Below are 14,534 nucleotides of genomic sequence, written 5' to 3'. Positions count from 1 at the left end.
TTATATATTAATATTGAATAGATTATTACTTTTAAAATAATAAAAAACCAATTTACCAGGCCTGGTAAATTGGTTTTTTTGTTTGTAAAGCTAGCAATAAGGCTAACAAAATAGATGATATACGAGTGAACGAAGCCAAGAATCAAGTGTATTTGTATGCTTTTTATTGGTTGTTTAATTTATCCTATTTGCTGGTATGTTCATATACAGCATTAAAGTTTTGAGGTGTACATTTTATGTATTGGTTGCAACGCGCAATATAAATGCCATAAATTTTACGATTGGTTTTGTCTGGTAGTGATTCTAATCTAGTAAAGCATTCAAGTGCTTCTGTAAACTTGGCTTCTTGGTAGAGTTTGATTGCATAGTGGTAATCGTCTAATTCGGTTTTTAAACGCCCTTGTGCTTGACCAAAATCGTGTACTTGCCAGATATCGACTGGCTGCGCTTTACCTTTAACGGTTACTCTGTCTAAAAAACGCAAAATATACGGTTGTTGTAATTGTTGTTTAGTCTGTTCAGAAATATTAAGTGTTGAACCATAAAATTTACACAAAGATTCTAAACGCGACCCTAAGTTAACGGTATCGCCAATAATGGTGTAATCACTGCGCCCCGAACTTCCCATTTCGCCCACAACGGCATCACCTGTATTTAAGCCAATGCCTATTTGAATAGGCTCAATTTGATTAATCTTACATAACTGAGTAACGGCATCAAATTTTGGATTTTCTTTTATCCGTTGGTTTAAATCCGGAAGGGCTTTAAGTTGCTCTAAACTGGCCGTTACAGCTAAGTCTGCATGATTGGCGACATTAAGCGGCGCATTCCAGTACGCCATAATGGCATCACCAATAAACTTATCAACCGTGGCTTGGTGTTTGACAATGATATTGGTCATTTCAGTGGCGTACTCATTTAAAAAATCAATGAGAGTTTGCGGGTTAGGCATGGTCTCAGATAAACGAGTAAAGTCGCGTAAATCTGAGAAAAACACGGTAATTTCTCGGGTTTGTCCTTGCATGATATCTTGTGATTCATTTTTAAGTATTTCACCCATTACCGAGGGACTCACCTTACTAGCAAGCTTATTTTTAATAAGAATTTTTTGGCGCGTTTCAAAAAAATAACTGGCGAGAGTGGATAAAAACATGGCCGAAATTAATGCGGCAAAAGGCAATAAAATATTTAAAATAATCCCTTCTTTAAATAGCATGTAGTTTAAAAAGAAAAACAGTAAACTTAAGCTAGAAACAAAAGCGATAACTAACCAAAATGCATTGAGTTGATTAAAAATTAAATAGCTAATTAAAAAAAGTAAAATCAACAGTGTTAAGTCAACGGCATCAACCCAAGTGGGGTTAGATAAAATATCACCAGTAAGAATATTATCAATCACCGTAGCATGCGCTTCTACCCCAGGGTAAACATTATCAAAGGGCATAGAACGTAAATCGAGTAGCCCGCTGGCCGAGGTGCCAACTAATACCCATTTGTTTTTGATAAGGTCTCGGTCATAAGTGCCATTAAGAATGTCAACAGCGCTGACGTAAGGGAAACTATGTCCAGGGCCACGATAGTTTAAAAACAGTTGTGCATGGCGATCAGTGGGAATGTTTACGTCAGCTAACTGAATGGTGTCTACACCCGTTTCAGAAGAAATCACTTTTATGGTTGGGCTATTTAAGCCAATGCGTAGCATTTCAAGTGCTAATGAAGGGTATATCACTCCTTGATATTTCATAATCAAGGGAACGCTTCTTACCATACCCGATGCGTCTGGGATATTATTGAAAAAACCGCTGCTATAGGCTTTATTTTGAATAGCTGAAATATTGGGTAATACCCCTTTTGGGGATAATAAAGCATTGTAATCTGATGTGCCTTGTTCTATCACTACAACAGGAATAGATGGAACGATTGTTTGCGGTGTAGTTTGTGTCATATTAAACACATAACCTAAAATAGTAGGGCTATTGGCAACGGTATTAGCTAATATGGCATCATAATCAGCAGGGTTATTTAAAGCAAAATGGTGTTTTTGGTTAATGTAAGCGGGCGATGTTTTATCTGCTTCTGCAAACACCATATCAAGGCCAATAATCCCTGCACCATCTTTGGTAAGTTTTGTTAATAGCTCGGCTACCAGGTCGCGTTCCCAAGGCCATTGTCCCAATTTAGTAAGGCTTTTTTCATCAATATCCACAATGGTAACTTGATTTGAGGTTGGTATCTCACCACGAATTTGAAAGAATATATCGCGCAGCGAACTGTCTAGCGATTGCAATTGTGGAGGAGGGAATAGAAATAAGAGCGCTAATAAAAAAGCACCTATAAAACTTACGATAAAATGATAGAGGCGCTGTTTACTCATAATGCGGTTATTTAAACTCTATTTTAGGATTATTGAGCGCCACTATAAACACCAGAACTGTTAACAGTCGTGTCTGTTACTACATTCGTTCCTTGCAAATTAAACGCACCAGAAATACCTTCTGCATTTGGGCCAGAAAATTGGCCATCTAATTGGCCAGTAATACCTGTTACATCAGAATCAGCTTGTGGTATGAAGTTAGTAATATTTAGACCTGTATTGGATAAGCCACCAACAAAGTCGGTATTCCATCTGGTATGGTCAATATTATAGTTTAAGTTGCCATCTATAGCTGTACCACCACCATTGAAGTTAACATCAATCGTGACACTACCAGTACCTAAATGATTATTTTCATCAATGGCTATTATGTTGCCATTATATTGTGCGGTCGCGTTAGCAGAAATAAGAGCATCAACATTAGCTGGAGTTGTGATAGAGCTGGCTTCTGTCCATAAATCACTAATAGCTCCATTTATTGGGTTTAACCAATAACCGTATGAAGTATAACTGTCAGAACCACTTGTTACTTTAGTTAGTGAATCAAGATTACTATATGTACCGTCTATAGTCGTATCCAGAACATTACCAAGAAAACCACCAACCTCATCTACAGTAGAATCGATTACAGGGGTAACGAGAGGTTCAGGGGAAGTATCAACAGCTACGTCAGGTGTGGTATCAACGGCGGTATCTGGAGAGGTATCAACAGCTGCGTCAGGAGTAGTATCAACGGCGGTATCTGGAGAGGTATCAGCAGCTGCGTCAGGTGTGGTATCAACAGATGTGTCTGGCGATGTTTCAACTGTAGAGCCGTTAGTTTCTTCCGTCGTGGCTTCTGATGTTTGATTTTCAACAGGTGATGCTGAACGGTTATCGTCGTTGTTTTCTATTAACTTGCTAGGCGTAGTACCATTTTTAGGAGCTTGACCGTTAGTGCCTATATTTGGAGTTTTAAGGGCACTTATTTTCACTTCTTTAGTGATGTTATTAAAAACAAGTTGTTTATTTTTAACAACTGGGTATAAAACACCCGAGAGGTTATCCATTAAGTAAGTTTCACCTTTAAACGTTTTTAATATGACCTTATCATCATTAACTTGAATGCTGTATGTGGTACCACGAATACCAATTGTTGCATTTTTTGTTTTAATTTTAAAACGTTGTGGAGCTAACTTTCCTATTTTACCGGATACGGCTTTATAAAAACCTTGGACCAAGCTAAATTCAGCTTTGGAATTTGCAGTATTACCAAATTGGTAGGATTGAACTGAAAATAGAGTATTCGCACCTAAGGTAATGGCGGTTTTATCAATAAAGATGATTTGTAATAAGGTATTGGAATGGGTACGAATCGTATCAGTAGTTTCAACTTTAGTACCGATTTTAATAGGGATAACTTGTTGGTTTCGGTCAATTGAAGCGGTTCCATTTATAGCTGTAATTGTACCAATGGCGGATGATGCAAAAGCATCAATACTTAAGGAAAACATTATTAGAACGATTAAATACCTCATGTAAATTTTCCTTTAAAAGCGAGTAATTAAATTTAGCATTACGATATCTTTATCGTAAGTGTAAAGTTCTTGGTTAGAATCATTGTATGTTCTAGAAAGATTAAGTTGGGCCAACAAGTTTTTAGTAATATTTTTGCTGGCATTTAATGTCAGGTTACGATTTCTATCTTGGCGTTTTTCTAGAAAGTAAGGGTTATTATCAAGATAATTAGTCCCTTTGATTTCTGCACTTACACCTAATTGCCAATTTTGAGGCAGGTAATAACTTAGTGCAACTCGCATACCAAGTCTGTCGTAGTCTACATCGTATCGGTTACCTGTTTCTTTACGTTCTTGTTGTAAAGTCGTGTAAAGAACAAAGGCAATATTTGAGCCAATTAATTTTTGATACTGCGCATTTAATTCGGTGTAAAGGGCGTCTCTTTCTTTATCAATTGTTTGTAAATAATGTTTTTTTAGAACTTTAATTTGGCCAAAAACATGGCCGAAATCATCGGAACGGTAAGATAACTTGGGTGCTAATCCATAACTTTCTAAGTAAGCATCAGCACCGTAGCGCATATAGTTATACTCTAATGCAGTTTCAAGTTGGTAATCACCATATTCAAATATAAGAGAAGGTGTGTAGCGAGTAAATAAAATATTATAGTCACTTTCTCCAGGTAGACTTTTTGAGTAAATCAGTAAATTATTTTTAATGCCAAAACCGTATTCTTCAGTAGCATCGTAATAATGGTTAATAACAGCAGTTTCTTGATGAAAATTACTTTCTATTTGTTTGGTCGTATTGTCAAAATCTAGGGAAAACGCAGGTAAATACCAAGAATCTGCGGTAGCAGCGGTATTGACATTGGTATCATGCCCAACTCCAAAAATAAGTACCCCCGTGAGTGAGGATTTATTTTGTGCTTTTTTGATTTTAGCCAAAAACTGGTTAATGTTTTCTTCGACTTGAAGAGGTACGTTATCTTGCAAAGCAGACTTAAAATAGAGTTCTGATAGCTTATAAGTTCCTTGCTGATAGTGCAGTTTAGCGAGTTCTAATTTACTTCGAGTATTACTTGGGTCAAGGATTAAGATACGTTCATAGGTTATGATGGCTTCGTCTAGTCTATGAGTTAGAGTCGCTGAACGGGCTAAGTAAAAATTGTATTTTACAGAACCATAGTTTGACTCAACGAATTTTGTAAATGCTTGATAAGCCGCTTCATATTGTTTGCCATTAAAAAAAGTTAAGGCCTGTTTATAATTAGCTTCATTAGCGGTGCTCTGCTGGCTGAAGAACAGGATGCTTATTAATGTAATTGTGGATATTAATTTTCTAAGTAAGTTAGTTAGAAACTGTCAAAATTTAAACCTTTTTCAAAGATGGTTAAATATACTTAATATAGGAGTTGCTTCTAACATGTATTTAAGTTATTTAGAAAAAGTATACCCTATATTCTTTATCTTGAATATTTATTCATTATTTGGTCGGTAGAGAAACTAAAGGGCAATCAACATAGTTTATGGAATATTTAAGAAATGATGAAGGCTTTGTATTATGACTATGACTTAGGCAATATGGTGTAAAGGGATTAATATGTTATGTAAACAAGGTAGGTATAAATTAGAAAAAAGCCAGTTTAGACTGTGTTTACAAATATCTAGTCAGCCACATGGTCTGCCTGTTTTACTTTTTTTGTAGACTTAGCGGCCATGTGGTACAAGATAGATTTACTTTTTTATTTTAGAAAACGTAAATCGTGAGCTTAAGTGAGTTCTTTTACTACATTAAGCATATGTGCTGCATGTCCATCAGGTGAAACACCATATTCTACATAGGCGAGTTTGCCCTCTTTATTAATGACAAAAGTAGAGCGAACAAGCCCCATTTTAGAAACGCCATTTTTCTCTTTTAATTGCCAAACACCAAATGCATCACAAACTTCACCGGTGGTATCGGCCAGTAGGTCTACTTTAAGGCCAAATTTATCTATAAAAGCCTGATGGCTTCCGCAATCGTCTTTGCTTACACCTATAACGACACTGTCGGCATTGGCAAAATCAGTGGCAAGTTGGGTAAAATCATTGGCTTCAATGGTACATCCAGGTGTGTCGTCTTTTGGGTAAAAGTACAAAACAACATTTTTTAGTCCCTGATAATCTGTTAGCGATACTGGTTTTTCATATTGGTTTGGGCTGGTTATGTTTGGTGCTAAATCGCCAATTGTAAGCATTGGGTATTCCTTTAAGTAAGTGACGTGAAAATCTGAACAACTATACGGTACAAAAATTTTAAAGTTTAATTCGGTTTATATCCTAATCAATTTTTAAATGCATTTCGCCCACAATCTTTTTATGGGTACTTGACTCTCCTTAAATACAAAGTCTTGTTTGAGTATTTTCTTTGAAAGAGAGTACGAGTAAATAAAAAAATGACTTATAAAAAGCTCAATGGGATCAATATTAATTTTAATGGAGATAAATACGCAGTATTTTTTTTGATACGTTAAAATGTCTATCATTACTTGCCTTAGTTATGTGTTTGTGTAATAAGTCTTTTATATAGGGTTTTGAACCGAGAACATATAACTCATTTTTGGACGACGTGTGAATAAAAACTTTTCTTGTAAAATTATTTTTTTAGTTTCAGTTTCATTCTTTGTAATGGGGCTGTCAATAACGTCTTTATTGATTAAATATGATGAAAAAAACCGTATTTATGCGTTAGAAACAAAGTTTGATTCCTATTCAGTGCAAGCTTTTAATGTTTTTCAAAACAAGTTAAATCGGGAGCTTGAAAGACTTAATAGCCTAACGGCGGTATTTGATTTTTCAGAAGAAATGAATAAAAACGATTTTGATATATTTGGGAAATCGTTACTAAAACAAAGTTCTGAGGTTCAAGCATTAGAATGGATAGAAATTGTTCATGCTAAGAATATAAATGAATTTAAAGAAAAAATGGCAATACAAGAAGGCACTAAAAAGTTTTTTATTAAACAAAACTTACTGGGTACTTTAGTAAAGCAGTTTAGTGGTAAGGATCAATATGCCGTTGTTAAATATGTTTATCCTTATGATAAAAATAAATCTATTGTCGGGTTAGACGCCTCATCGAATGCAACGCAACATGAAGCGATGCTTACGGCGAGCTTAACTAAAAGCCAAGTTGCCATAAATGCACAAACGCTTATATCAAACCCTAAAAGAGATTATTCCGTAATCGTTTACCAACCTGTTTATAAAGGTGATTATTCTTTATATGGTTACACGGCAATAATTTTGGATATGAGCCATTATTTACGTTGTCTGCAAAAACACTCTCTACTAGAAAAATCTTTACGAGTCTCTATTTTTGACTCACCTTCGGGGCAACAGTCTAAAGTCTCTATTGGTAAAGAATATTCAAAAGATTCACCTTTATACCGAGTCAATCATTACCATTTTGACTTTGCTGGTGAACGGCTTTTTATGAATACATCGGTGAATCTAAAGGCTTTACCTGACTATCGCGTTTTTACGGATAAATCTGAACATAAAAAATGGGTGGCGGGTTCTCTAATTAGTTTTTTGCTCGCTTTAACGGTATTTTTGATTTTGAAGTATTTAAGACAGTCGTCCAATACTCAAGGTAGTCTGCAAAAACAAGAAGAACTGTATCATAAGATTATTAACCAAACATCCGATGCTTATTACTTACTGGATAGTGATGGGCGAATTTTAGATGTTAATAGAGAAACTTGCCTTGCTTTAGGGTACGAACGCCAGGAGTTATTGAAAAAAAGAATTAGTAATATTGATATTAAATATAAACCTGAAGAGGTGACTAATATTTGTATAAATTTTGAACCTGGTACGCGTATTTTGTTTGAAACAATTCATCAACGTCAAGATGGATCTAGCATACACGTTGAAATAGCCGCCACCAAATTTAAAATTGATGATAAATGGGTAACTTGCGCCTTTGCTCGAGATATAAGCGAAAGAATTATTAATAAAGCTTTAAGTGTTGATAATAAAGAATTGCAACAATCTATCGAGCTTTATACTCGGCAGTTAAATAAGCAAAAAGAGACATTTGAAACACTTTTTGAAAAATCAGCAGATGGTATTTTTATTACAGAAGGTCGCCATCTTTTAGACTGCAACCAGGCTACGGTTGAGATGTTTGGTTATCCCTCTAAAGCCAAATTATTAAGAACACCTAATAAAGCATTTGCGCCCAAATTTCAGCCTGATGGTGAAAGCTCTCACCGTAAAGGTTTTAGAATGTTACAAATTTGTCTAGAACAAGGTTCTCATCATTATGAATGGGTGAACAGAAAAGCGAATGGTCAAACATTTTGGACAGATGTTGTTTTAACAAGATTGGAATATTATGGCCGAAATGTTATTCATGTGGCTTTACGTGATATTTCTGAACGTAAACATTTAGAAAAAGCGATGTATCTTGCACGAGAAGAAGCGGTAGCTGCAAATAAGGCTAAATCGTATTTTTTGGCCAAGATGTCTCATGATATTCGAACACCTTTACACGGAATTCTTAGTTATGCCGAAATGGGTGGATCAAGAGTAGGTCTGTTGGATACAGATAAATTAAGGCGGTATTTTAATAATATCTCGCAGAGTGGACACCGCTTAATGGCATTGTTAGATAACTTGCTAGATTCGGCTAAATTAGAATCTGGTTTAATGCGTTTTGACTTTGCACATAAACCTTTAAAACCGATTGTTGAAATTTGCTTGGCAGACCAGAAATCACTCATTAACACCAAAAACATCACAATAAAATCCTCGTATATAGATTTATTGGCTTATTTTGATAGACATAGAATTGCTCAAGTTGTGTCTAACTTATTAAGTAATGCAATTATGTTTTCACCGTTTGGTTCAACTTTGATTTTAAGCATTGATAAACACAATGAAGATTTTTTAATATTTTCATTACAAGATGAAGGTAAAGGTATTCCGGTTGAAGATCTAGACTTAATTTTTGGTAAATTTATACAGAGCCATGATACCGACAGAAACACGGGTGGAACAGGGCTTGGCCTAGCCATTAGTAAAGAAATTATATTAGCGCATGGTGGTGAAATTTGGGCAGAAAACCATCAAGTAGATGGTTCTGTACAAGGGGCTATTTTTAAATTTACATTGCCACTAAACCCACCTAAAGAGACGACATGAAATGGTTGAAAATATAATAACAACAGGTGTTGATAAAGCGTACGTTCTTGTGGTTGATGATGAACCGTTAAATAGATTGATTGTAGAAGATTTAATTGAAGATCGTTATGAACTTAAGCTGGTTGATAGTGGTCAAGCGTGTTTACAAGAGATAAAGAAAAAAAAACCTCATTTAATTTTATTAGATGTAAATATGCCAGGATTATCAGGCTTTGAAGTGTGTGCTATTCTAAAAAAGGATGCAGCTACTCGAGATATTCCAATTATATTTTTAACCGCAATGATTGGTTCTGACGATGAAAAAAGAGGGTTTCAGATTGGTGCCGTTGACTATATTACCAAGCCATTTACCGAATCAATTTTACTGGCGAGAATGCAAACTCATCTCTCTTTGTACTTTACTCGTCAGTTACTTGAAAAAAGTAGCCAAGTCTTGCAACAAGAACGTGACTATATTGAACATATTATTACGTCAATGGAACATGATCAACGCTTTGAAAAACAAGGAATTCGCCAAGTTACTTCGCCCGTAGAAAAATGCAGTGGTGATATTGTACTGTCTTGTCTTAGTTCAAATAATCATCAACATATCTTTGTTGGAGACTTTACCGGACATGGCCTTGTTGCCGCTATCGCAGGGCCTTTAGTTTCGTCTTTATTTTATACGCATGTTAAGCAAAATCGCTGTTCTTCTGATGTTTTGCAAATTATAAATGATGAATTAGTTCATAAGTTACCACCACAAAATTTCTTGGCGGCAACCTATATTGATTGGAATAGAAATAATCAAGAAGTGACTATTTGGAACTTTGGTATGCCTTGTAGCTTATATGTACGATCAAATAAAATTAAAAAAAATTCATCCATATCTGTCGCGCTTGGCATTATTCCAATGGCTCAACATAGGTTAACCCCAAAACAAATCAATTTTTGTGAAGGTGATAAACTGTTTATTTACACAGATGGGCTTGCCGAAGTAAAAAATAATGTGGGTGAAGAGTTTGGTGAAACAAGAACCATAGAAGTTTTGCTGAAAGTGATTGAAGAAAATTTAGAGCTTAATGATGTTGTTCAATATCTTCATCAGTTTTCGGGTGGTAAAGGTTTATCCGATGATACAACGTTACTAGAAATTTCAGCTTAGTCAGTATGTTTTGTGTAAAGGCTTGTATTCTCTAGTAACTAATAAGATCGTTGCATAACCGCTTCTCTTGCTAAAGAATCAGCCCTAGTATTACCAGGGTTGCCATTATGGGCTTTTATCCAACGTAGGGTAATATGGTTTTGCGTACAAAGCCTAGATAAACTTTGCCACAGCTCTTTATATACCACCGTTTTACCAGATTTTACTTTCCACTGGTTTGCACACCAAATGGGGTATTTTTGGGTAAGGCCATCAATTAAAATTTTTGAATCTGTAAATAAAGTCGTGCTTAAATTTTCTGGTAAAGAATGATGGTTAAGAGATTGTTCGTTAGCTTGGATAGCGTTTATCTTTTCTATGGCTTTTTGTGCCGCAAATAATTCCATTTCTAAACTAGACGTTTGTTTTTGCCAGCCTGAATCACGCAAAACTTCTTGGTCGTTTTTAAAAATAACAAAACCCCAACCGCCAATATCTAACTTTTCAAAATAACCACCATCGGTATAAATCTGATAATCATCCAATAAAGCGTTTTGGTGTTTGATTGATTGGTCGCTATTTTGATTAAAGAGCGTTGTTTGCATATTTACCAGGCCTGGTCTTTTTTAAAAATTATGGTCGTGTACCGTGTTTTAACGGTAAAGATTTATCCATTAAATATTCTTGAATAGAGCCATCGTAAAGTTTAACGTGCTTAAACCCTAAACTTTTAAACATGGTAAAGCTACGGGCCGCGCGGTGAGCCGTATTGCAATACACAATAATCGGTTGGTTAAGGTCATATACCCCCATGCCTCGTAAGGTCTGTAATAGGGTTTCTTTAGGGTATTGTTTAAACCCATTTTTTAAGTCAACTGCATTTGACCATTCAAACCATAATGCGGCTGGAATATGACCACTGCGTGGTTGTTTTGAGTTGCCCGTATATTCTTCTTTAGTACGGGCGTCTATTAAGATTACTTGGTCTTTTTTAGCTTGAATAACATCATTTTTATAGGCCGTAAGTTGTTTAGTTAAATCCTTTTTAGAGGCCTGGTAATTGGTTTTGTTCGGGCGAACAGGGCGTTTTTGCGTTACCGGATTACCAGCTAAAACCCAACTTACAATACCGCCGTCTAAAATATGCACATTTTTGTGATTAAGTTTTTTAAGCTCCCAATATAAGCGACTAGCAGGTAGCCCGCCCATATCGTCATAAATCACAATGTGGTCACTATTTTTAATGCCTAATTGTGACAAAACATTAGCCATGTAAGCGGAACCACCACTGAGTTCAACACGGTTTTTAGGTTTAATTAACCAGCCATAACTTACCCAAATAGCATTTTTAATATGAAACTTTTGATAATTAGCTTGTTCACTCATATCAATCACTTTTACATTTGATTGATGTTGCATAAGCCATTGCGGACTCACAAAAACAGATTGATTAGCGGCAAAACTTGGTATAGAAAAGAGTGTAAGAAAACTAAAAATTAAAATTACCAGGCCTGGTAATTTTAACGCCCCTTTGTTTTGAATGTGCTGTGTTTGTTGGTATTTAACGTATTGATTAAAACGGGGTGCGTTTTTGAGTAATGACATTAATGATTCCTCAGTTTATAAACCATGCATGGTAAAAATAAAGTGTTTTTATTTAAAAAGTAAGCTCTGTAAACAGCTTAAATACGCTTGTTCATTTGGTTCAACTTGATCACGTTGAGCGATCCATAAAGATTCAGCTAAACAGTCCATCATGGCATGTTCGGTTTTATGTACATCGCCTAAACGTTCACCCAATTGTTGGTAAATGGCTTGAATGCCAGCAGGGCGGTCCATTGATACTTGTTCTTGCAAACCAAGGTGCATACCCATATGCAAAAAGGGATTAGTTTCACCATCTTCAGGTTTGTATTCATTGCCCAAATGCTTTTCATTGGTAAGCATATTGTGGTATTCCGGGTGCAACTCAATCACACGGGCCACCATGGTTTCCATTGCATCCATAGGCAAACCATGGCGCGCCTTTTGCCAAGTATCTACATAAAACTGTCTAAGCTTGTCTCTTTCAGATGTGTAAAACATATTAACCTTTATGATTTACCAGGCCTGGTAAATTGTTATTTTAATGATTTTATAAATTCACCACGAAGTCACGAAGTTTTTTAGAATGATTTTATCTAGTGCTCTCATAACAGAGATAACCACCGGACTTGCCTGGCCTTTATACCCCCTTGCGGGGTGTGGTAAAACCAAAATCTAACTTTTTTATCAAACCTTATTAAATCTTTTCTTCGTGACTTCGTGGTAAAAAATAGGGGCAAAAATATTAAACCGTTTTTTCTTTATATTCGCATAAATCGTAAATACAGCAAGCGCCGCAACGGGGTTTGCGGGCTACGCAGGTGTAGCGTCCGTGTAAAATAAGTAGGTGATGCGCTGGGATAATGTATTGTTTGGGTATGTTTTTGAGCAGTTTCATTTCTACTTCTAATACATTTTTACCCGGGGCAATTTTGGTGCGGTTTGATACTCTAAAAATATGTGTATCAACAGCCATAGTTGGTTGACCATAAGCGGTGTTAAGCACCACGTTAGCGGTTTTTCGGCCAACGCCAGGCAGGGCTTCTAGGTCCTTGCGATTATCGGGTACTTGCGAACCATGCAAATCAATTAACATTTTGCAGGTTTTAATAATATTGGCACCCTTAGTATTAAATAGTCCAATGGTTTTTATGTATTCTTTTAAGCCGTCTTCACCTAAAGCGTAAATGGCTTCTGGTGTATTGGCGACTGGAAACAGTTTATCGGTGGCGATATTAACCCCTTTATCGGTGGCTTGTGCCGATAAAATTACTGCAATCAACAACTCAAATGGATTGCTGTAATTAAGCTCGGTTTCTGGGTTAGGAATCGCTTCACTGAGTCGTTCAAATATTTCTAAACGTTTGGCTTTATTCATAAAAGGTGCGTAGTCTTATTTGGCTTGCATGGGAGTAACGGCAATTTGAATGCCGAGTTGATTTTGTTGTTTAGCGACTTTTTTAGCATCCGCCCAGTTTTTAAGGGCAATTAATAGTCCTAAACCAATAAATGCACCCGGGGGTAAAATGGCCAATAAAACGCCTTGGTAGTTATCGCCAAAATGCAATGTCCAGCTTCTTGCCGATTCGCCAAACATTAAATATGCTTGGTCAAATAGAGTGCCGTTACCAATCATTTCACGCAAGGCTCCTAGTACAACCAATACGGCTAAAAACCCGAGCCCCATAAACAGGCCATCAACTAAGGCTTTATCCATTCTGTTCTTAGAAGCATAAGCTTCAGCACGCCCTAAAATGGCACAGTTGGTAACAATAAGGGGAATAAATATCCCTAAAATACCGTGCAAAGTGTGAAAGTAGGCATTCATTAATAAATCAATAATGGTCACCATTGTGGCGATTATGGCAATAAAAACCGGTATGCGAATTTCGTCAGAAACGTGGTTTCTAATGGCGGATACTAATACGTTAGAAAGTACCAATACTAATAAAGTGGCTAAACCTAAACCAAAACCGTTAATGGCGTTGTTTGATACGGCTAAAAGCGGACACAAACCTAATAGGGCAACAAGTGCTTGGTTGTTTTTCCAGAGGCCATTTTCGATAATTTGTTTATAGTCTTGCCAAATAGATTTACGTTCAGTATTTGTTTCACTCATATAAACGTGCTCCTAAATCATTAATAACGGTCAGTGCGTTTTTAATTGAACCTACTACCGCGCGTGGCGTTATGGTGGCACCGGTAAACTGGTCAAAGTCGCCGCCGTCTTTTTGTACCGCCCAACGAGGTTCATTATCATCCCGTAAATTACGGCCATCAAACTCTAGCACCCATTTACTTTTATTCATTTCAATTTTATCACCCAGGCCTGGTGTTTCTGAATGTTTAATCACACGAACACCTGCAATACGACCGTCAGGAAAAACGCCCACTAAAACATAAATATTACCGCTGTAACCATTGGGCGCAATGGTGGTAAAAATAACGCCTGCGGGCTTGCCATTTTTAGTAGCACGATAAAAAGTCACCGGTTTATTACTGCCCAATAGCTTTAAATAAGCCGGGTCTTTAATGATTTTAGTGTTTTTTAAAGGATCATTATCATAGTAAGTGCTCGGTAACACTTCATCAAAAGTATTAAGTAACGTTTCTCTTTCTGCTTGTTGAATTTCAGGTGCAGTAATATAACGAATACTCAGCAGTAAAATAATGCTTATAAAAACAAATAAGGTCAATTTGCCTGCCGATGAGAGCATGGTTTTAATTAATGTTTGGGTGTTGCTATTTTTTGACATAACAAGCT

The 14,534-nt window shown here is 36.2% G+C and carries 12 protein-coding genes and 1 pseudogene; 2 read left to right on the top strand and 11 right to left on the bottom strand.

The genetic code is table 11. The features are described 5' to 3' along the window. Positions 1 to 184 precede the first annotated feature (184 nt). The 5 genes and pseudogenes from ACYQ0E_RS08030 to ACYQ0E_RS08010 all read right to left on the bottom strand — a co-directional run bounded on the left by ACYQ0E_RS08030 (position 185) and on the right by ACYQ0E_RS08010 (position 6,110). Positions 185 to 2,374, bottom strand: a complete 2,190-nt coding sequence (locus ACYQ0E_RS08030; protein ID WP_460187715.1) for a CHASE2 domain-containing protein — start codon at positions 2,372 to 2,374, stop codon at positions 185 to 187. 29 nt (positions 2,375 to 2,403) lie between these two features. Further along, positions 2,404 to 3,891, bottom strand: a complete 1,488-nt coding sequence (locus ACYQ0E_RS08025; protein WP_460187714.1) for a FecR family protein — start codon at positions 3,889 to 3,891, stop codon at positions 2,404 to 2,406. 12 nt (positions 3,892 to 3,903) lie between these two features. Then, positions 3,904 to 4,866 carry a hypothetical protein gene (locus ACYQ0E_RS08020; RefSeq protein WP_460187713.1) on the bottom strand — a complete coding sequence of 321 codons (963 nt, stop codon included), beginning with the start codon at positions 4,864 to 4,866 and terminating at the stop codon, positions 3,904 to 3,906. A 93-nt stretch (positions 4,867 to 4,959) separates the two neighbouring features. Next, positions 4,960 to 5,178, bottom strand: a pseudogene (locus tag ACYQ0E_RS08015) (CDC27 family protein); the annotation flags it as partial. Positions 5,179 to 5,642: 464 nt separating this feature from the next. Continuing rightward, the gene (locus ACYQ0E_RS08010; RefSeq protein WP_460187712.1) at positions 5,643 to 6,110 is read right to left on the bottom strand and encodes a peroxiredoxin; all 468 of its coding nucleotides are present in this window, start codon (positions 6,108 to 6,110) and stop codon (positions 5,643 to 5,645) included. A 373-nt stretch (positions 6,111 to 6,483) separates the two neighbouring features. Here ACYQ0E_RS08010 and ACYQ0E_RS08005 point away from each other — a divergent pair, with 373 nt between their 5' ends. Both ACYQ0E_RS08005 and ACYQ0E_RS08000 read left to right on the top strand, forming a co-directional pair. Further along, on the top strand, positions 6,484 to 9,063 hold the full coding sequence (locus ACYQ0E_RS08005) for a sensor histidine kinase (RefSeq protein WP_460187711.1): 2,580 nt from the start codon (positions 6,484 to 6,486) through the stop codon (positions 9,061 to 9,063). Between the two features lies 1 nt (position 9,064). Continuing rightward, a complete protein-coding gene (locus ACYQ0E_RS08000; protein WP_460187710.1) occupies positions 9,065 to 10,207 on the top strand; it encodes a SpoIIE family protein phosphatase in 1,143 nt (380 codons plus the stop codon). Between the two features lie 38 nt (positions 10,208 to 10,245). Here ACYQ0E_RS08000 and ACYQ0E_RS07995 read toward each other — a convergent pair whose 3' ends face one another. From ACYQ0E_RS07995 to rsxG, 6 genes are all read right to left on the bottom strand, one after another. Further along, complete coding sequence (locus ACYQ0E_RS07995; RefSeq protein WP_460187709.1) at positions 10,246 to 10,791, bottom strand: ribonuclease H family protein; 546 nt, start codon at positions 10,789 to 10,791, stop codon at positions 10,246 to 10,248. Positions 10,792 to 10,819: 28 nt separating this feature from the next. Then, on the bottom strand, positions 10,820 to 11,791 hold the full coding sequence (locus ACYQ0E_RS07990; RefSeq protein WP_460187708.1) for a sulfurtransferase: 972 nt from the start codon (positions 11,789 to 11,791) through the stop codon (positions 10,820 to 10,822). Between the two features lie 48 nt (positions 11,792 to 11,839). Further along, on the bottom strand, positions 11,840 to 12,271 hold the full coding sequence (locus tag ACYQ0E_RS07985) for a DUF1841 family protein (RefSeq protein WP_460187707.1): 432 nt from the start codon (positions 12,269 to 12,271) through the stop codon (positions 11,840 to 11,842). A gap of 244 nt (positions 12,272 to 12,515) precedes the next feature. Beyond that, positions 12,516 to 13,148 (bottom strand): endonuclease III, encoded by a 633-nt coding sequence (gene nth / locus ACYQ0E_RS07980; protein ID WP_460187706.1) that lies wholly within the window; start codon positions 13,146 to 13,148, stop codon positions 12,516 to 12,518. 15 nt (positions 13,149 to 13,163) lie between these two features. Beyond that, entirely contained in the window at positions 13,164 to 13,889 is a 726-nt protein-coding gene (locus tag ACYQ0E_RS07975; protein ID WP_460187705.1) for an electron transport complex subunit E, read from the bottom strand. Then, positions 13,882 to 14,526 (bottom strand): electron transport complex subunit RsxG, encoded by a 645-nt coding sequence (gene rsxG, locus ACYQ0E_RS07970; RefSeq protein WP_460187704.1) that lies wholly within the window; start codon positions 14,524 to 14,526, stop codon positions 13,882 to 13,884. The genes ACYQ0E_RS07975 and rsxG overlap by 8 nt, the downstream gene beginning before the upstream one ends. Positions 14,527 to 14,534 lie beyond the last annotated feature (8 nt).

It is taken from the genome of Thiomicrorhabdus hydrogeniphila (genome assembly GCF_054656895.1).
Note: the sequence above shows the minus strand (reverse complement) of the source record. Positions and strands in the feature narration are given on the sequence as shown.